General features: G+C 63.8%; 14 protein-coding genes. All 14 read right to left on the reverse strand.

Features of this window, described 5'->3' with window-relative positions; all coding sequences use genetic code 11:
• Nucleotides 1-143: 143 nt before the first annotated feature.
• The 14 genes from ACFOJ9_RS20155 to ACFOJ9_RS20220 all read right to left on the reverse strand — a co-directional run bounded on the left by ACFOJ9_RS20155 (nucleotide 144) and on the right by ACFOJ9_RS20220 (nucleotide 17,781).
• A complete protein-coding gene (locus ACFOJ9_RS20155) occupies nucleotides 144-1,013 on the reverse strand; it encodes an outer membrane protein assembly factor BamD (RefSeq protein ID WP_378980626.1) in 870 nt (289 codons plus the stop codon).
• Nucleotides 1,014-1,276: 263 nt separating this feature from the next.
• Entirely contained in the window at nucleotides 1,277-2,227 is a 951-nt protein-coding gene (gene lpxC / locus ACFOJ9_RS20160) for a UDP-3-O-acyl-N-acetylglucosamine deacetylase (protein ID WP_378980628.1), read from the reverse strand.
• A gap of 281 nt (nucleotides 2,228-2,508) precedes the next feature.
• Nucleotides 2,509-4,188, reverse strand: coding sequence for a cell division protein FtsZ (gene ftsZ / locus ACFOJ9_RS20165; protein ID WP_378980630.1), 1,680 nt, complete (start codon nucleotides 4,186-4,188; stop codon nucleotides 2,509-2,511).
• A 66-nt stretch (nucleotides 4,189-4,254) separates the two neighbouring features.
• A complete protein-coding gene (gene ftsA, locus ACFOJ9_RS20170; protein WP_378980632.1) occupies nucleotides 4,255-5,562 on the reverse strand; it encodes a cell division protein FtsA in 1,308 nt (435 codons plus the stop codon).
• Nucleotides 5,559-6,500, reverse strand: coding sequence for a cell division protein FtsQ/DivIB (locus ACFOJ9_RS20175; protein ID WP_378980634.1), 942 nt, complete (start codon nucleotides 6,498-6,500; stop codon nucleotides 5,559-5,561). The genes ftsA and ACFOJ9_RS20175 overlap by 4 nt, the downstream gene beginning before the upstream one ends.
• Entirely contained in the window at nucleotides 6,488-7,414 is a 927-nt protein-coding gene (locus ACFOJ9_RS20180; RefSeq protein WP_378980636.1) for a D-alanine--D-alanine ligase, read from the reverse strand. Before ACFOJ9_RS20180 ends, ACFOJ9_RS20175 begins: the two co-directional genes overlap by 13 nt.
• A 302-nt stretch (nucleotides 7,415-7,716) precedes the next feature.
• A complete protein-coding gene (murB, locus tag ACFOJ9_RS20185) occupies nucleotides 7,717-8,682 on the reverse strand; it encodes a UDP-N-acetylmuramate dehydrogenase (protein WP_378980638.1) in 966 nt (321 codons plus the stop codon).
• Nucleotides 8,679-10,085 (reverse strand): UDP-N-acetylmuramate--L-alanine ligase, encoded by a 1,407-nt coding sequence (gene murC, locus ACFOJ9_RS20190; RefSeq protein ID WP_378980640.1) that lies wholly within the window; start codon nucleotides 10,083-10,085, stop codon nucleotides 8,679-8,681. The genes murB and murC overlap by 4 nt, the downstream gene beginning before the upstream one ends.
• The gene (murG, locus tag ACFOJ9_RS20195; protein ID WP_378980642.1) at nucleotides 10,082-11,209 is read right to left on the reverse strand and encodes an undecaprenyldiphospho-muramoylpentapeptide beta-N-acetylglucosaminyltransferase; all 1,128 of its coding nucleotides are present in this window, start codon (nucleotides 11,207-11,209) and stop codon (nucleotides 10,082-10,084) included. Before murG ends, murC begins: the two co-directional genes overlap by 4 nt.
• A gap of 1 nt (nucleotide 11,210) precedes the next feature.
• Nucleotides 11,211-12,362, reverse strand: coding sequence for a putative lipid II flippase FtsW (ftsW, locus tag ACFOJ9_RS20200; RefSeq protein WP_027034940.1), 1,152 nt, complete (start codon nucleotides 12,360-12,362; stop codon nucleotides 11,211-11,213).
• On the reverse strand, nucleotides 12,362-13,762 hold the full coding sequence (gene murD, locus ACFOJ9_RS20205) for a UDP-N-acetylmuramoyl-L-alanine--D-glutamate ligase (protein ID WP_378980645.1): 1,401 nt from the start codon (nucleotides 13,760-13,762) through the stop codon (nucleotides 12,362-12,364). The genes ftsW and murD overlap by 1 nt, the downstream gene beginning before the upstream one ends.
• Nucleotides 13,763-13,770: 8 nt before the next feature.
• On the reverse strand, nucleotides 13,771-14,853 hold the full coding sequence (gene mraY / locus ACFOJ9_RS20210; protein WP_183450926.1) for a phospho-N-acetylmuramoyl-pentapeptide-transferase: 1,083 nt from the start codon (nucleotides 14,851-14,853) through the stop codon (nucleotides 13,771-13,773).
• A 19-nt stretch (nucleotides 14,854-14,872) separates the two neighbouring features.
• A complete protein-coding gene (locus ACFOJ9_RS20215; RefSeq protein ID WP_378980647.1) occupies nucleotides 14,873-16,330 on the reverse strand; it encodes a UDP-N-acetylmuramoylalanyl-D-glutamyl-2,6-diaminopimelate--D-alanyl-D-alanine ligase in 1,458 nt (485 codons plus the stop codon).
• The gene (locus tag ACFOJ9_RS20220) at nucleotides 16,327-17,781 is read right to left on the reverse strand and encodes a UDP-N-acetylmuramoyl-L-alanyl-D-glutamate--2,6-diaminopimelate ligase (RefSeq protein WP_378980649.1); all 1,455 of its coding nucleotides are present in this window, start codon (nucleotides 17,779-17,781) and stop codon (nucleotides 16,327-16,329) included. The genes ACFOJ9_RS20215 and ACFOJ9_RS20220 overlap by 4 nt, the downstream gene beginning before the upstream one ends.
• Between the last annotated feature and the right edge of the window lie 13 nt (nucleotides 17,782-17,794).

The raw sequence follows: 17,794 nt of genomic DNA on the forward strand, positions 1-17,794 counted from the left end.
CGGTTCGCCGTTTCCGTGAAACGGTGAACTGATCCAAGCAGGTTCCGCAAAAGTGTCGTGCGATTTTGCGACAAGAACCTGCGACAAACCAGGAAAACCAAGCAGACGGCGCGTTGGCGAAGCCCGCGACGTTCTGCTTAGAATCAGGCGCCGGTGATCATCTTTCCGGCCTTGGATATCCACGACCCGGCATTTTCGCGCGGTGCAAGCCCATTGCTCTGCAAGAGCTTGTAGGAATCCTTGTACCACGGGCTGTCAGGGTAGTTGGTGCCGAGCACGGCGGCCGCGGTCTGCGCCTCCGAGGTCAGGCCCATCGCGTAATAGCTTTCGGTCAGGCGGGCGAGCGCCTCCTCGACATGGCGCGTGTTGGAATAGGTCTCGACCACGGTGCGGAAGCGCTTGACGGCGGCGATGTATTCGCGGCGCTCGAGATAGTAGCGGCCGATCTGCATTTCCTTGCCGGCCAGCTGATCGTTGGCGAAGCGGATCTTCTCCTTGGCATCGTCGACATATTCCGATGTCGGCCAGCGCGTCACCAGGTCCTGCATCGTCTGAACGGTTTGGCGCGCTTCCTTCTGGTCCTGCGTCACGTCCTTGATCTGGCGGTAGTAGCTCAAGCCGATGATGTACTGCGCGTAGGCGGCGTCATCGGTCGACGGATAGAGCGTGAGGTAGCGCTTGGCCGAGCCGATCGCCTCGTCGTAGTGACCTTGGCGATAGTCGGCGAAAGCGCCCATCACCATCGATTTGCGGGCCCACTCTGAATAGGGATGCTGGCGGTCGACGGCGTCGAACTTCTTGCTCGCTTCGTCCAGACGGCCGGCGTTCAGATTGGCCAGGCCCTGATTGTAGAGAACATCGGCCGGCTCGGTCTGGTCGACATAGGTCGACAGGTCGATATCTTTCTCCGACGACATGCAGCCCGATAGAAAGAGCGATGGAACAACCACCGAAAGCGCCAGGAAAACAGCCCTCTGCGGCGCTTTCAATTGACCAACTCGCTTGAAGAACATGATTGGATTCCGCCCTTTCGGCGTTATTTCAATGCCCGCTGCATGCCATTGTCTCAAAACTGGTCCCCACTTTTGAGCGCCATGCACTAATCGACGGCAGCAGCCATAAACCATTACCGCCTTGCCCGGCAACGCTATCTCCGGCCAATCGCGCATTTTTATGGCGGCCGGACACAGCTTGAACATCCGTGCAATTTCACCGGCAGGTGGTGCATTCCTGCAACACGCGCTATTTCCCATGAAACCCGAAAAACTTAAGAAAATCAGATCATCCAGGGCGCGTAGAGCGGCGCATTGACGGCATTCATCTCTGCGCTGCGGCCACGCTCGCGGCGTGTCGTCTCGACGATTTCGAACGCGGTGCGATCCGACAGCAGGCGGCGCAGAGCCGCGGCATTCATCCTGTGGCCGCCGCGATAGGAGCGGAAGCAGCCGATGAAGCGGGCGCCGGCCAAAGCCAGGTCGCCCATGGCGTCCAGCGTCTTGTGGCGCACGAATTCGTTGGGATAGTGCAGGCCGCCCATGTTGATGACGCGGTTGTCGTCGCCGATCACCAGCGAATTCTCCAGCGAGGAGCCGAGCGCGTAGCCGGCCGCCCACAGCCGCTCGACATCCTTCATGAAGCCGAAGGTGCGAGCGCGCGCGATGTCGCGGCGGAAAATATCGGCATTGAGGTCGGACGCGAACAGCTGACGGCCGATTGCCGGGCTTTCGAAGTCGATCTCGATCTCGAAACGGGTACCGTCATAGGGCCTGAACTCCGCCCAGGAGGCGCCGTTCTCGATGCGGACCGGCTTGATGACCCTGATGTAGCGGCGTTTGACCGACAGCGTCTCGATGCCCGCCTGGTCGATGGCTTCGACGAACGCCATGGCGCTGCCGTCGAAGATCGGAACCTCGGAGCCATCGATCTCGATGGCGACATTGTCGATGCCGAGCCCGAACAGCGCCGCCATGATGTGCTCGACCGTGGCGATGTGTTCGCCCGCGGGATCACCAAGCATGGTGCACAGGTCGGTAGCACCGACTTCCGAGACCAGGGCACGAAACTCGCGGCCCTGCTCCGCACCGTTGAAAAGCTGGAAAACGATGCCGGTGTCGGCATCCGCCGGCAAAAAGCTGATGGAAACTTCCTTGCCGCTGTGGACGCCGGTGCCGGTAAGCGACGCGCGCGTCTTCAATGTCGTCTGATAGTCGTGCAAGACAATCCCCATAAGCCCGTAATGCCTAGGTCCGCTTCTCCAGCCCGAGGGCGCGGCTCTTGTGTGAATCGGCAGGCAGGGCGACTTCCCCCGAAATCCCGGCAAACCGACCATGGTAGGCAGCGAAGATAATGTCCCGTCAGGGAGACTCCAAATCACGGTTTCTTACTCTGTGTAACCGCGAACTGGAATGGGCACGACTTGGTAAGTGATTGAAATCACATCATTTAAAACGTCAACAGGCAAGCGATTCCTCGCTTGCCTGTTAACAAACGTTACAGTCCGTTTACCAATCAGTTGGCCTGGCGGCGCAGGAACGCCGGAATCTCCAGCTGATCGTCTTCCTGAGTCGACCTCACCTGCGGTGTCAGGCGGCCCTGATCGTCGAGCTGACCACGGCGCGGCGCGTAGAGCTGCGCGTCCTGGCTGGCGAGGCGGCGCACTTCGGGCGCTGCCTGGCGCAGCTTGGGCTCACGTGGCTGCGCCGGTTGCAGCCGTGCAGGCTCTTCTTCGCGGCGGGTCAGGCCGTTGGTCAGGCGCTTCAGCAGGCCCATCGGTCCGCTGTTGTTCTCGTGGTCGGCCGGACGGCTCTTGGCATCCACCTCGGCCTTGACGACGGGCGGAAAGTCCTCGACGCGCGGCATCCGCTGCGGCGCCATGGCAACCGGCTGCGGTGCTTCGCGCAGCATTTCGCGCGGCTGCGGAGCCGGCTGCATCTGCTGGACCACGGGCTGCGGCATTGGCTGTGCTGGCGGCGCCTGGAAGATCTTGCTCTGCGGGCGGAAATCTTCAGCATGAGCGACCGGAGCCGGGCGCGCCTGTGCCATGGCCGCGGCATTGGCTTCGGCCAACTGGATGGCTTCGGCGACCGGGTCGGTGGCGCGCGGTTCGTACGTGGTCTGCTGGACCGGGGCCGGGCGGCTTTCCACCGCGGCAACGGCCGGGCGGCTGACCGGCTTCGGAGGCGCCGTGCGGATCGAGATCGGCGCAGCAGCGATTTCAGCCGCCGACTTGTCGATGCCGGTGGCAACCACCGAGACGCGGATGACGCCTTCGAGTTCCTCGTCGAAGGTGGCGCCCAGGATGATGTTGGCGTCCTGATCGACTTCCTCGCGGATACGGGTTGCCGCTTCGTCGACTTCGAACAGCGTCAGGTCGCGGCCGCCGGTGATCGAGATCAGCAGGCCCTTGGCGCCCTTCATCGAGGTCTCGTCGAGCAGCGGATTGGCAATCGCCGCTTCGGCGGCGGCCATCGCGCGGCCCTCGCCCGAAGCCTCGCCGGTGCCCATCATCGCCTTGCCCATCTCGCGCATGACGGAGCGCACGTCGGCGAAGTCGAGGTTGATCAGGCCTTCCTTGACCATCAGGTCGGTGATGCAGGCAACACCGGAATAGAGCACCTGGTCGGCCATGGCGAAGGCGTCGGCGAAGGTGGTCTTGTCATTGGCCAGCCGGAACAGGTTCTGGTTGGGGATGACGATCAGCGTATCGACGCATTTCTGCAATTCCTCGATGCCGAAGTCCGCCGTCTTCATGCGGCGCTGGCCTTCGAAGTGGAACGGCTTGGTGACGACGCCGACGGTGAGGATGCCCTTTTCACGGGCGGCACGGGCAACGACAGGAGCAGCACCAGTGCCGGTGCCGCCGCCCATGCCGGCGGTGACGAAGCACATATGGGTGTTGGTGAGATGATCGAGAATCTCGTCGATGCATTCTTCAGCGGCCGCGCGGCCGACCTCCGGCTGCGATCCCGCGCCGAGACCCTCGGTGACATGTGCGCCGAGCTGGATCAGCCGTGAGGCCTTTGACATGGTCAGCGCCTGCGCGTCGGTGTTGGCCACCACAAACTCGACCCCGCGCAAACCGGCCGTGATCATGTTGTTGACGGCATTGCCGCCGCCGCCGCCGACACCGAACACGGTGATGCGCGGCTTAAGCTCGGTGATGTCCGGCTTTTGCAGATTGATGGTCATTGTCTCCGTCCTTTGCCTTTCACGCCGCTTCGCCGCCGCGGCCGCCTATGGGGCTGTCCCCGTCAATTAGAAACTGTCTCTCAACCACTGACTCATGCGATGCAGTTTTCCGCCCGTTCCGGTCATTCTGAGACCGGAAATTCCTTTCGCCGGATGGCTCTCGAAGCTCGCCATCTGCGGGTAGATCAGAAGCCCCACCGCGGCCGAGAAGGCCGGCCCCTTCGCCGCTTCCGGCAGGCCGGCCACGCCGAGCGGGCGGCCGATGCGCACATTGCGTCCCAGGATGCGGCGCGCCGCCTCCGGCAGACCGGCAAGCTGGCTGGCGCCGCCGGTGAGCACCACACGCTTGCCCACCGCATTGCCGTAGCCGGACTTGTTGAGCCGGTCGCGCAGCAGTTCGAGCGTCTCGTCGATGCGGGCGCGCACGATGCGCGTCATCACCGAGCGCGGGATCTGCAAAGGCACATCGCCATCGTCGCCGATCGGCTGGATCGAGACCAGGTCGCGATCGTCGGCGCTGCCCGGCAGCGCCGAACCATGCATCACCTTCAGCCGTTCGGCCGCATCGAGCGAGGTCGACAGCCCCTTGGCCATATCCAGCGTGACATGGTTGCCGCCGATGGCGATGGCGTCGCCATGCACGAACTTGCCTTCCGAAAACACCGAGATCGTCGTCGTGCCGCCGCCCATGTCGATGCAGGCCGCACCCATTTCCAGCTCGTCGTCGACCAGGGCCGCCAATCCGCTGGCATAGGGCGTCGCCACCATGCGCTCGACCGACAGATGCGAACGGTTGATGGAAAGCTCCAGATTGCGCATCGGCGCGGCGTCACCGGTCAGCACATGCATGTCGACGCCGAGTGCGTCGCCGACCATGCCGCGCGGATCACGCACGCCGCGTTCCGCATCCAGCGAGAAGCCGACGGGAAGCGAATGGATCACCTCGCGCTCGGCCTTCAGCGCCTGCTTGGCGCCGGCGCCGAGAACGCGCTTGATATCGGCCTCGTCGGCCTCGTGGCCGCCCAGATTGATGGTTGCGGAATAGGCTTCGCTCTTCAGCCGGCCAGCCGTCATGTTGACGATCAGCGAATCGACCGTCAGCCCGGCCATACGCTCGGCCGCATCGACGGAAAGGCGGATGGCATGCTCGGCGCGATCGAGATCGATGACGACACCCGACTTCACGCCTTGCGATTTCTGATGGCCGATGCCGATCACCTGGATACGGTGCGAGCGGCCACGCAGCAGCTTGCCGTCATCGCTCGGCTTCAGCTTGGCCACCATGCAGCAGACCTTGCTCGAACCGACGTCCAGCACCGTCAGGGTGCCGGACCGGCGCGACGAGGCATCGCCATGACCGCCAAGCCAGCTCATATCTTCGTCTCCGGCTTGCGCTTCAGGCTCTTGGGTTTTTCGTTGAGTGCGGCTTCGCGCTGCGTTGCCGCCTCGGGCGTCAGCTGCACAACCAGCCGATCGGTCAGGCGCATGTCGACGGCAGCGATGTCGCGCGACAACAGGCCCTTGTCATGATCCATCTTGACGAGTTCGGCGAGCGCCTGATCCTCGCCATCCTCGGGAAGCTTGACGGTGATGCCATTGTCCAGCTTCAGGTCCCAGCGCCGTTCGCCGACGCGGATATAGCCTTTGATCCGGGTCGCGAGCTCAGGGTATTTTTCGATCTTGGCGATGAAGCCGGGCGCGCTCGCAGGCGCGCCGGTGCCGATCAGCAGCGGCAACAGCACCTGCTTGCCACCCGAGAACGGCGCGATCACGGCGCCATTCTTCTCGATGACGGATAGCTCGTCGCCCTGCTGCCACAGCGCGAAGGCCTCGCGCTCCTCGACGCGCACTTCCAGAGTATGCGGGTAGACCTTGCGCACCGCCGCGACCTCGATCCACGGCAATGTCGCAATTCGTTCCCGCGCCGCCTCGGCATCGAAGCCGATCAGCGACGTCCAGCCGTCGAGTTCCAGCCTGTCGAGGATATCGATCTCCGAGGTCTGGCGATTGCCGACTACCTTGACCTGATCGACGGCAAAGCCGGTGCGGGCGGTGATGCTCTGCACGATGCCGTCGACATGGCCGCCGAGATAGGCGCCATAGGCACTGCTCGAAGCAATCAGCACGGCCGACATCATGGCCGCGGAAAAGCGCGGCGCCTGGAATTCCCCGACACCCAGGCGCGCCAGAATGCGCACCGGGCGGCGCAGCATCCGCGGCAGCACGAAATGGTCCAACGACAACGGCAAGCCGAACAGCGCCGGCCCGGCCGCGCCCCTCTCCTTACCTTGTCCCCATTTCAACGCAGACACGAAGCGTCCTCCACCATCCAACTCAACAAATCGCCAAACGAATGCCCGGCCTGGGCGGCGATTTCAGGCACCAAGGACGTCGGCGTCATACCCGGCTGGGTGTTGACCTCGAGCCAGACAACCTCGCCGTTTTCGGAATGACGATCGTCATAACGGAAGTCCGACCGGGAAACGCCCCGACAGCCGATCGCTTGGTGAGCCTTGAGCGCCAGTGTTTGTATTTTTTGGTAAATATTCGGTGAAACTTTTGCGGGGCATTCGTGCTTTGATCCCCCGGCGACATATTTTGAATCATAGTCGTAGAAGGAATGACCGGTCGGGATGATCTCGCAAACCCCCAGCGCCACATCGCCCATCACCGCACAGGTCAACTCGCGGCCATGGATGTAGCGCTCGACCATGACGGTATCGCCATATTTCCATTCGGACGAGCCAATAACCTGCGGCGGATGCGACTGGCCTTCATGCACGATGACGACGCCGAAGCTCGAGCCCTCATTGACCGGCTTGACCACATAGGGCGGCTTCATCGGATGCTTGTTCTGGATGGCGAAGCGGCTGGCGACCTTCGATTCGGCGACCGGAACGCCGACCGCCTTGGCAACCCGCTTGGCCTGCTCCTTGTTCATGGCCAGAGCCGAGGCGAGCACACCGGAATGGGTGTAGGGAATGCCGAGATATTCGAGGATACCCTGGATGGTGCCATCCTCACCAAACGGGCCATGCAGCGCATTGAAGGCGACATCGGGCTTGAGCTCGGCAAGCACGGAGCCGACATCGCGCCCGACATCGACGCGCGTGACCTGGTAACCTTCCCTCTCGAGCTCATCGGCACAAGCCTTTCCGGAGGACAGAGACACGGGCCGCTCGGACGAAAACCCACCCAGCAGGACGGCCACATGCTTGTTTTTCATTCCCCGGCATCCCCTCTCACGGCGGACCAAAAACAAAGATTTTCCGCAACATTGAGTCAGAGTCTCCCGGCAGGCTGCCCCCCAGACGGAAAACGCTGAAAACGCGTCGAACGACTCAAATCAGGAAACGCTTTTGAGCAGAGAATCAGAGAGTTGATTCACTGGCAAGTGCTTACGATTCCGAGAGATTCACTTTCTGAGAAAATGGATGCGAAAAGCGTGTCGTTGAGTCTTTGCAGCAACGGTTGCGGGGCCGTGTCGACGCTGTTGAAGTTCATGCATCACATGAACTTCAACGCGGGCTAAAGGAGTTGCCCGAGAAACTCCTGAACCGCATGCCCCGGCCGGAAATTGCCGATGCGCTTGATTTCCCATTGCAGCCGGATGCCGGAATTCTCCAGCACCCGCGTGCGCACCGTCTCGCCGAGATATTCAAGGTCGTAGCCGGTCGCGGTCCCGGTGTTGATCATGAAGTTGCAATGCATCGGCGACATCTGCGCGCCGCCGATCATCAGGCCGCGGCAGCCCGCTTTGTCGATCTCCTTCCAGGCCGATGTGCCTTCGGGATTCTTGAAGGTCGAGCCGCCGGTCTTCTCGCGGATCGGCTGCACGGTCTCGCGGTGGTTCTGCACGGCATCCATCGCCGCCTTGATCGCCGCCTTGTCCTCGGCAAAGCCTTCGAACACGGCCGAGGTGAAGATCAGCCCGGCAGGTGCCGCCGAATGACGATAGGCGTAGCCCATATCGGCATTGCTCAGCGTCTGCACATTGCCCTTGCGATCGAGCGCACGCACTTCGACGACGCGCTCGCGCGTCTCGACGCCGTTGGCACCGGCATTCATCCTCAGCGCGCCGCCGATAGCGCCCGGAATGCCGTGGTAGAAATGGAAGCCGCCAATGCCTGCCTCGAGCGCCACCGCGGCAACGCGCTTGTCGGGCGTGGCGGCACCTGCCTTGATCCTAATTGGCGAGATGACCTCGGCCTCGCCGAACCCCTTGGCTGAAAGCCGGATGACAAAGCCCGAAATGCCGCCGTCGCGAACCAGGAGGTTCGAGCCGACCCCGACGATGGTCAGCGGTATGTCCTCGGGAACAGCTTTGAGGAACGCTGCAAGGTCCTCCTCATCGGCCGGCTGGAACAGCACCTCGGCCAGGCCACCGGCACGGAACCAGGTGATCTTGTCCATCTCGGCATTCGGCGTGAGGCGGCCGCGCAAGCCGGCAAGCCGGTCGCCAAGTCTGTCGATCAGGGCCTGGCCGTGCATCATGAGACGGTCCCGCCAAGCTCCTTGGGCAACGCATAGGCCCATTGGGTGATGTTGCCGGCGCCAAGGAAGACGACGAAATCGCCCGGCTTGGCCAAATCACGGATGATGGGCGCGATCGCCGCCGGCCCCTCGATGTAGCGCGCGTCGCGATGGCCGCCGGCGCGGATGCGCGACACCAGAGCGTCCGAGCTGACGCCGTCGATCGGCTCCTCGCCGGCCGCGTAGACCGGCGCCACCATCACCGTGTCGGCATCGTTGAAGCAGGTGGAAAACTCTTTGAACAGATCATGCAGCCGGGTGAAGCGATGCGGCTGGGCAATGGCGATGACGCGGCCTTTGGTGGCACTGCGCGCCGCCTTCAGCACCGCCGAGATCTCCACCGGATGGTGGCCGTAATCGTCGAACACATCGACGCCGTTCCACGAACCGGTATGGGTGAAGCGGCGCTTGACGCCGGCGAAGGACGACAGGCCCTTCTTGATCGCCTCGGCCGACAGGCCGAGCTCATGCGCGACCGCGATCGCTGCGGTCGCGTTGGAAACGTTGTGGCGGCCGGGCATCGGCAGGCGCAGGCCTGCTATCGTCGTCTGGCCACCGGTCTTGCGGTCGCGGATCACCACGTCGAATTCCGAAATGGCACCCGCCATGCGGTGGTTGGTGAAGCGCACATCGGCCTGCGCGTTCTCGCCATAGGTGATGACGCGGCGGTCCTCGATGCGGCTGACCAGCGCCTGCACCTCCGGATGGTCGGTGCACATCACGCCAAAACCGTAGAACGGCACGTTCTCGACGAACTGGCGGAACGCCTCGCGCACCTTGTCGAAGCTGCCATAGTGATCGAGATGCTCGGGATCGATGTTGGTGACGACGGCAATCTCGGCCGGCAGCTTCAGGAAAGTGCCGTCGCTCTCGTCGGCCTCGACCACCATCCATTCGCCGTCGCCCATGCGGGCATTGGTACCATAGGCGTTGATGATGCCGCCATTGATGACGGTCGGATCGAGCCCGCCGGCATCGAGCAAGGTCGCCACCATCGAGGTCGTCGTCGTCTTGCCATGCGTGCCGCCGATCGCCACCGCCTGGCGAAAGCGCATCAGCTCGGCCAGCATCTCGGCCCGGCGCACGATCGGCAGCAGCTTTTCGCGCGCGGCCTTGAGTTCCGGGTTGGATTTCTTGATCGCCGTCGAGACGACGACGACCTCGGCATCGCCGAGATTTTCGGCCTTGTGGCCGACGAAGCATTCGATGCCCTTGTCGCGCAGCCGCTGCACATTGGCGCTTTCGGCCTGATCGGATCCTTGCACCTTGTAGCCGAGATTGTGCAGCACTTCGGCGATGCCGCTCATGCCGATGCCGCCAATGCCGATGAAATGCACAAGGCCGATGGTCTGCGGCATCTTCATGCGTGCGTGCCCTTTCTGAAATCCGAAACGGTTTTTTTCGACGCAATAGCCTCTGTGAGATCAGCGAGCAACCGTGCGGCATCTGGCCTGCCGGCCGATTTCGCGCCCGCCGCCATGGCTGCCAGCCGCTCGGGGGCGTCCATCAGCCCGCCGAGGAGCGCTGCGATGCGTTCGGGCGAAAGCGAAGATTGAGGGTGCACTTCGCCGCCGCCGGCCGCGGCAAGGGCCGCCGCGTTCGCCGCCTGGTCGTGATCGAGCGCATAGGGGTAAGGCACCAGCAGCGCCGGCCGGCCGATGACAGCGATCTCCGAGACAGTCGAAGCGCCGGAGCGCGAGATCACCAGATGCGCCGCTGCGATGCGTGCCGCCATATCGGTGAAGAAGGGCGAAACCTCGGCGGCGACACCAAGGGCGGCATAGGCCGCCTTGACCCGCGCCACGTCATCCGCGCGAGCTTGTTGGGTAATGACCAGCCGCTTGCGCTGGGCATCGGAAAGCAGCGCGATGGCCCCCGGCACGGCATCGGAAAAGAACTGGGCGCCCTGGCTGCCGCCGAACACCAGCAGGCGGAACGGCTGCTCCCCGGTCGACGCCGCATAAGCCGTCCTGGCCGCTTCCAGCACGGCAGGCCTGACCGGATTGCCCGTCGTCACCGTCTTGACGCCGACCGCACTGGTGTCCTGCGGCAGGAAGCCGCCGGCGATGGCGTCGACACGGCCGGCCAGCGCCCGGTTGGCGCGCCCCATTACCGCGTTCTGCTCGTGGATCAGTGTCGGCACCTTGCGCCGCGTCGCCGCGTAGAGTGGCGGCAAGGTCGGATAGCCGCCGAAGCCGACGACGGCATCCGGCTTGATCCTGGCGATGACGGCGGAAGCCTGACGCACACCGCGCCAGATCTTCCAGAAGGCGCCAAGCAGGGCAAAAGGATTCTTCGAGCCCATCGTCGCCGACTGGATCGGATGGACGGCGGCGGCCGGGAAATGGCCGGCGAAACGCTCGGCACGGTCGTCGGTCGCCAGATGCACCGACCAGCCGCGCTCGTTCAGCTCATGCGCCAGCGCCTCGGCCGGGAAAAGGTGCCCACCGGTTCCGCCTGCCGCGAGAAGGATGACGCCTCTGGCCATATCACTCCGCCGGCACGGCGCGCTGCGACAGGCCAAAGCCCATCTGCTTGCGCTTTTCGGGCCGCTTGCGTGTCAGCGCCAGCACCATGCCCATCGAGATGGCGATGGCGATCTGCGAGGAGCCGCCGTAAGAGATGAACGGAAGCGTCATACCCTTGGCCGGCACAAGCTGCAGGTTGACGCACATGTTAATGACAGCCTGCAGGCCGAACACGGTGACAAGGCCGCCGACCGCATAGCGGGTGAAATCGTCATGCTCCTTAAGCGCCGTATTGAGGCCACGCAGCACGATGAAGGCGAAGATCGACATGATGAAGAAGCACATGATCAGCCCGAACTCCTCGCCCGCGACCGAGAAGACGAAGTCGGCATGGCTGTCGGGAATGACCCGCTTGACGGTGCCCTCGCCCGGCCCGACGCCGAACCAGCCGCCATTGATCAGCGCCTCGCGTCCCATGTCGACCTGGAACGTGTCGCCCTCGCCGGTGAGGAACTTGTCGATGCGCAGGGCGACGTGCGGAAACACCGTATAGGCAGCGAAGACGCCGCCGACGCCGGCCGCCCCCAGTGCGACAATCCACAGCCAGGGCAGCCCGGCCATGAAGAACATGATGCCCCAGGTGCCGGTCGTCAGCATGGTCTGGCCAAGGTCCGGTTGCGCCACCAGCAGCGACACGACCAGCACCAGCAGCAGCATGGCGAACAAATTGCCCGGAATGTCGGGCTGGCGCTTGTGTTCGGCAAACAGCCAGGCGCACATGATGACGAAGGCGGGTTTCAGAAATTCAGAGGGCTGGATCGACAGGCCGGCAAGCGAGACCCAGCGGCGCGCGCCCTTCACCTCGACGCCGATGTAGAGCACCGCCACCATCAGCACCAGCATCAGGCACAGCATGATCAGCGCCATGCGCCGGATCTGCCTGGAATCGAGGAACGACACGGCCAGCATCACGCCGAGTGCCGGCACGGTGAAGATGATCTGCCTTGTGGCGAAGTGGAAACTGTCGAGACCGATGCGTTCGGCCACCGCCGGGCTGGCGGCGAAGGACAGCACGATGCCAAGGCCCATCAGCGACAGGAACGCCGCCAGGAACCAGCGATCGATCGTCCACCACCAGGTCGCAACCGGACTTTTGTCGAGACGGCTCTGCATTATCGTGCCCCTCCGATGGGTTTCACACCCTCGATAGCATTCGCAGCTTGCCTGAAGGCTTCGCCGCGGACTTCGAAATTCTTGAACTGGTCGAAGCTGGCGCAGGCCGGCGACAACAGCACCACCGCCTCACCGCTGTCATCCTTAGCCGCATCATGCGCGGCATGCTCGACCGCCGCCGCCAGCGTGCCTGAAATCTCGTAGGGCACGGCCTCGCCCAAGGTTGCCGAAAAGGCAGGCGCGGCCTCGCCGATCAGATAGGCCTTGGCGATGCGCGGGAAGAAGCCGCGCAACGGCTCGATGCCGCCTTCCTTGGGCAGGCCGCCAGCGATCCAGTAGATGCGCGCAAAGCTCGACAGCGCCGGTGCTGCCGCATCGGCGTTGGTCGCCTTGGAATCGTTGATGAACAGCACGTGGTCCTTGCGGCCGACCTGCTCCATGCGGTGCGCGAGGCCGGGAAAGCTTTCCAGCCCCGACTGGATTTCGCCAAGCTCCAGTCCGACCCTGAGGCATGAGGCGACCGCTGCCAGCGCGTTCTGCGCATTGTGCTGGCCACGCAGCGAGCCGATACCTTCGAGGAAAGCGACGCGGCTGTAGCGGCCATGCACGGCTTCCATCAGATTGCCGCCATCGGCGAAATAGCCGTCGGTCAGCGGCAGCCGCTTGGAAATGCGGATGACGTGCCGGCCCGCCCGCTCCAGCCGCTCGGCGATCTGCGCGCACCAGGAATCGTCGATGCCGACGATCGCCGTCTCGCTGCCGGCCACCAGCCGCTCCTTAATCGCGGCGTAGTGCTGCATGGTGCCGTGGCGGTCGAGATGATCGGGCGTCAGGTTGAGCAGGATTCCAGCCGTCGGATTGATCGAGGGCGCGAGGTCGATCTGGTAGGACGAACACTCGACGACATAGTGCCGATCGGGATCGGGCGGATCGAGCGTCATCACCGCGCGGCCGATATTGCCGCCCATCTGAGTGTCGCGTCCCGCCGCTTTCAGGATATGCGCGGTCAGCGCGGTCGTCGTCGACTTGCCGTTGGTGCCGGTGATGGCGATGAAAGGCGACGTTGGCGCGCTCAGCATCCGCTCGCGGCAGAAAAGTTCGATATCGCCGATGATCTCGACGCCTGAGCCACGCGCCAGCTCCACCGTCCAGTGCGGCTTGGGATGCGTCAGCGGCACGCCCGGCGACAGTACGAAAGCCGAGAACTTCGCCCAGTCGGCGCCACGCAGATCGGCGGTTGCGATGCCGACAGCCGAGGCCTTGGCAACGCTATCGGGATTGTCGTCCCAAGCCAGCACGTCCGCCCCGCCGGCGATCAGCGCACGCGCCGTCGCGATCCCCGAGCCGCCGAGCCCGAAGAGCGAAACGCGCTTGCCTGAAAAGGATGCGGCGGGGATCAAAGGGCTTCCTATCTCAGCTTGAGGGTCGACAGGCCGACCAGCGCCAGGATGACGGCGATGATCCAGAAGCGGATCACCACCTGGCTTTCGGTCCAGCCGAGCTTTTCGAAATGATGGTGGATCGGCGCCATCAGGAACACCCGCTTGCCGGTCATCTTGAAGTAGCCGACCTGGATGATGACGGACAGGATTTCCACGACGAACAATCCGCCGACGATGACCAGCACGATCTCGTGCTTGGTGGCGACGGCGACCGTGCCGATCAGGCCGCCCATGGCCAGCGAGCCGGTGTCACCCATGAAGATCGCGGCCGGCGGGGCGTTGAACCAGAGGAAGCCGAGGCCGGCGCCGATGACCGAGCCAAGCACGACCGCCAGTTCGCCGGTGCCGGGCACGAAATGGATCTGCAGATATTCGGCGAACACAGCGTTGCCGGAGAGATAGGCGATGACGCCGAAGGAGGCCGCCGCGATCATGATCGGCACGATCGCCAGCCCGTCAAGGCCGTCGGTCAGGTTCACCGCATTGCCGGCGCCGACGATGACGAAGCAGGAGAACGGAATGAAGAACCAGCCGAGATTGACGATGAATTCCTTGGCGAAGGGAAATGTCAGCGACGAAGAGAACGGCGCCTGACCGTTGTGCATGATCACCCAGGCGGCGATGCCGGCGATGACGAATTCGAGCGCCAACCGTGCCTTGCCGGAAAAGCCGAGATGCGACTGCTTGGTCACCTTCAGATAGTCGTCGTAAAAGCCGATCGAGCCGAAGCCCAGCGTCACCAGCAGCACCACCCAGACATAGATGCTCGACAGGTTCGCCCACAAAAGCGACGAGCCGATGATGCCGGACAGGATCATCAGTCCGCCCATGGTCGGCGTGCCGGCCTTCTTGAAATGCGTCTGCGGCCCGTCGGCGCGGATCGGCTGGCCCTTGCCTTGCCGCAGCCGCAGCGAATTGATGATGGTCGGTCCGAAAATGAAGACGATCAGCGCCGATGTGATCAGCGCCCCGCCGGTGCGGAAGGTGATGTAACGGAAGACGTTGAAGACCGAGACCTTGTCCGCAAAATCGACGAGCAGTGTAAACATGCGCTTTTCGTCCCCCGACCTAGGTCTGTTTTCTGGTTGTCGATTCAGCCGGGAATTTGCCCAGCAGCGCATCGACCAGTTTTGCAAAACCGATGCCTTTCGACGATTTGATCATCACCACGTCGCCCGGCTTCAGCGCGGCAAGCAGCACCGGCTTCAGCTCTTCGACACCGGTACGGTATTCCGTCTTGATCTCAGCCGGCAGCGCTTCTGCCAGCGCCCGCATTTCCGGCCCGCCGAGAAAGACGGTCTGCGTCCCGGTGCCGACGATGAGCTCGGCAAGGGCTGCATGCAGCTTGGTCGAGTGGTCGCCGAGCTCAAGCATGTCGCCGAGCACGGCGATGCGACGGCCCTCGCCCGTCACCGGCGTCGCGTTGAGCAGCGCCATGGCGGCGCCCATCGACGCCGGATTGGCGTTATAGCTCTCGTCGATCAGCGTGATCGGCCCGCCGTGGTGACTCGAAGTCGAGCCACCGGGATGGCGTAGCACATGGCGCTTGCCGCGCCCACGTTCGGCCGAAAGATCGGCCAGTGCTGAAGCCACTTTGTCGAGATCGGCGCCGACCAGATGCGCCGCACCCAGCACCGCCAGCACGTTTTGCACCATATGGCGGCCGGGCGCGCCGATCCGCGCCAGTACTTCGTGGCCGCCGATCCGGGCGGCGATGTCGGAATGATCGGCATGCAGTTCGCATTTGACCAGCTTGAAGGTCGAACGCGCGTTCTCGCCGAAGCCGTAGACGTGCTCGACACCGGCGGCATCCGCCATCTTGTCGAGAAACTTGAAGCGCGCATCGTCGCGGTTGAGGACGGCGGCACCCCCGGGCTCCAGCCCTTCGAAAATCTCGGCCTTGGCCTTGGCGATCTCATCGAGATTGCGGAAAAAACCAAGATGCGCCGCCGCGATCATGGTGACGATGGCGACATGCGGCCTTACCATCTTGACCAACGGCCGGATTTCGTCGGGATGGTTCATGCCGATCTCGAACACGGCATAGTCGCAGTCATCGGGCATCCGCGCCAAAGTCAGCGGCACGCCCCAGTGATTGTTGAACGACTGCGCCGAGGCATGCACCTTGCCGACGGCTTGCAGCACATGGCGCAGCGCTTCCTTGGTGGTGGTCTTGCCGGCCGAACCGGTCACCGCGATGATTTTCGCGCTCGAGCGGACGCGCGACGCGACGCCGAGCTTTTCCAGCGCGACCAGCACATCCTCGACGACGATGATCGGCGCCGTCAGCCGGCCGAGCGACGGCAGCCTGCCTTCGGCCACCACCAGCACGCCGGCACCGGCCTTGATGGCGGCGGTGGCGAAGTCATGGCCGTCCATCGCCTCGCCCTTGATGGCGAAGAAGGCGTCACCCGGCTGCAGGCTACGGCTGTCGATCGAAATGCCTGAAATGCCTTCCGGCATCGGCCCGAGCGGCCGCCCGTCCATGGCGGCAACCAGCGCCTCGGAGGTCCACAGCAAGCTCATGCGGCACGCTCCGCCAGTGCTGCGCGGACTTCCTCGTGATCGGAGAAATGCAAGGTCTCGGAGCCGATCGTCTGGCCCTCCTCATGGCCTTTGCCGGCCACGATCAGCGTGTCGCCGGCATGCAGCATGGCGACCGCTTCGTGGATCGCCTGGCGCCGGTCGCCGATCTCGATGGCACCTGGAGCAGCCGCGAGGATGGCGGCGCGGATCGTTTCCGGCACTTCCGAGCGTGGATTGTCGTCGGTGACGATGACGACATCGGCAAGGCGCGTCGCGATTTCGCCCATGATCGGTCGCTTGCCGCGATCGCGGTCGCCGCCGCAGCCGAACACGACGATGACGCGGCCGGTGGTGAACGGGCGCACCGAAGCCAGCACATTTTCCAGCGCATCGGGCTTGTGGGCATAATCGACATAGACCGGCGCGCCATTGGCGGTGGTGCCGACGAGGTCGAGCCGGCCCGGCGCGCCCTTCAGTTTCTCCAACGCCATCAAGGCCTTGGCGACAGGTGTTCCCGTGGAAATGGCAAGCCCTGCCGAAACCAGCGCGTTTGAAATCTGGAAATCTCCGGCCAGCGGCAGGTCGATCTCGTACAGCACGCCGTCGGCCTCCACCTCGGCGCGCTGGCGATGGCGCTCGTGCTCGACCCGCTTCAGCCTGAGGAAATCGCCATGGCGACCAACCGTCAGCACCTCGAGCCCGGCAGCCTGCGCTGCTTGAATTGTCGGTGCCGACCATGGATCGTCGGCGAAGATGACGGCCGGCGCGCCTTTCGGCAGCAGCGTGTCGAACAGGCGCAGTTTGGCGCGGTGATAGTCCTCGACCGTCGGGTGATAGTCCATATGGTCGCGGCCGAGATTGGTGAAACCACCGGCCGCCAGCTTCACCCCGTCGAGGCGGCGCTGGTCGAGGCCATGGCTGGAGGCTTCCATAGAGGCGTGGGTGACACCGGCATCGGCTAATTTCCGCAGCAACTGGTGCAACGCGACCGGGTCGGGCGTCGTCAGCGAGCCATAGTCGTTGCGCCCAGGCGCCACCACACCGGTGGTGCCGATCGAAGCGGCGGCATAGCCGGCCTGCTCCCAGATCTGCCTGGTGAAGGCGGCGACCGACGTCTTGCCGCTGGTGCCGGTCACCGCGACCATGGTCTGCGGCTGCTTGCCGAAATAGCAGGCGGCACTCAGCGCCAGCGCCAGGCGCGGATCGTCGACCGCCAGCACCGGAACCGACAGCCCGGCAATGGTGCTGCGCTTGTCCGCCACGATCGCGGCCGCACCGCTCGCGGCGGCGGCGGCGGCATAAACGGCACCGTCGGCCTTGGTTCCAGCGAGCGCAAAAAAGACAACGCCCGGTTTTACCTGGCGGGAATCCGAAGAAATCCCTGTAACCTCCAGATCGACGGAAGCTATTCCCTCGACGGGCAGGATACCGGCTAGATCTCTGAGCTTCATCGAGTCCCGTTCA

This window comes from Mesorhizobium cantuariense (assembly GCF_042647205.1).
Taxonomy (GTDB): domain Bacteria; phylum Pseudomonadota; class Alphaproteobacteria; order Rhizobiales; family Rhizobiaceae; genus Mesorhizobium; species Mesorhizobium cantuariense.

What these genes read in the sequence shown, in the direction of transcription:
- ACFOJ9_RS20155 (WP_378980626.1), bottom strand. Translation starts at nt 1,013, where the DNA reads ATGTTCTTCAAGCGAGTTGGTCAATTGAAAGCGCCGCAGAGGGCTGTT.
- lpxC (WP_378980628.1), bottom strand. Translation starts at nt 2,227, where the DNA reads ATGGGGATTGTCTTGCACGACTATCAGACGACATTGAAGACGCGCGCG.
- ftsZ (WP_378980630.1), bottom strand. Translation starts at nt 4,188, where the DNA reads ATGACCATCAATCTGCAAAAGCCGGACATCACCGAGCTTAAGCCGCGC.
- ftsA (WP_378980632.1), bottom strand. Translation starts at nt 5,562, where the DNA reads ATGAGCTGGCTTGGCGGTCATGGCGATGCCTCGTCGCGCCGGTCCGGC.
- ACFOJ9_RS20180 (WP_378980636.1), bottom strand. Translation starts at nt 7,414, where the DNA reads ATGAAAAACAAGCATGTGGCCGTCCTGCTGGGTGGGTTTTCGTCCGAG.
- murB (WP_378980638.1), bottom strand. Translation starts at nt 8,682, where the DNA reads ATGATGCACGGCCAGGCCCTGATCGACAGACTTGGCGACCGGCTTGCC.
- murC (WP_378980640.1), bottom strand. Translation starts at nt 10,085, where the DNA reads ATGAAGATGCCGCAGACCATCGGCCTTGTGCATTTCATCGGCATTGGC.
- murG (WP_378980642.1), bottom strand. Translation starts at nt 11,209, where the DNA reads ATGGCCAGAGGCGTCATCCTTCTCGCGGCAGGCGGAACCGGTGGGCAC.
- ftsW (WP_027034940.1), bottom strand. Translation starts at nt 12,362, where the DNA reads ATGCAGAGCCGTCTCGACAAAAGTCCGGTTGCGACCTGGTGGTGGACG.
- mraY (WP_183450926.1), bottom strand. Translation starts at nt 14,853, where the DNA reads ATGTTTACACTGCTCGTCGATTTTGCGGACAAGGTCTCGGTCTTCAAC.
- ACFOJ9_RS20215 (WP_378980647.1), bottom strand. Translation starts at nt 16,330, where the DNA reads ATGAGCTTGCTGTGGACCTCCGAGGCGCTGGTTGCCGCCATGGACGGG.
- ACFOJ9_RS20220 (WP_378980649.1), bottom strand. Translation starts at nt 17,781, where the DNA reads ATGAAGCTCAGAGATCTAGCCGGTATCCTGCCCGTCGAGGGAATAGCT.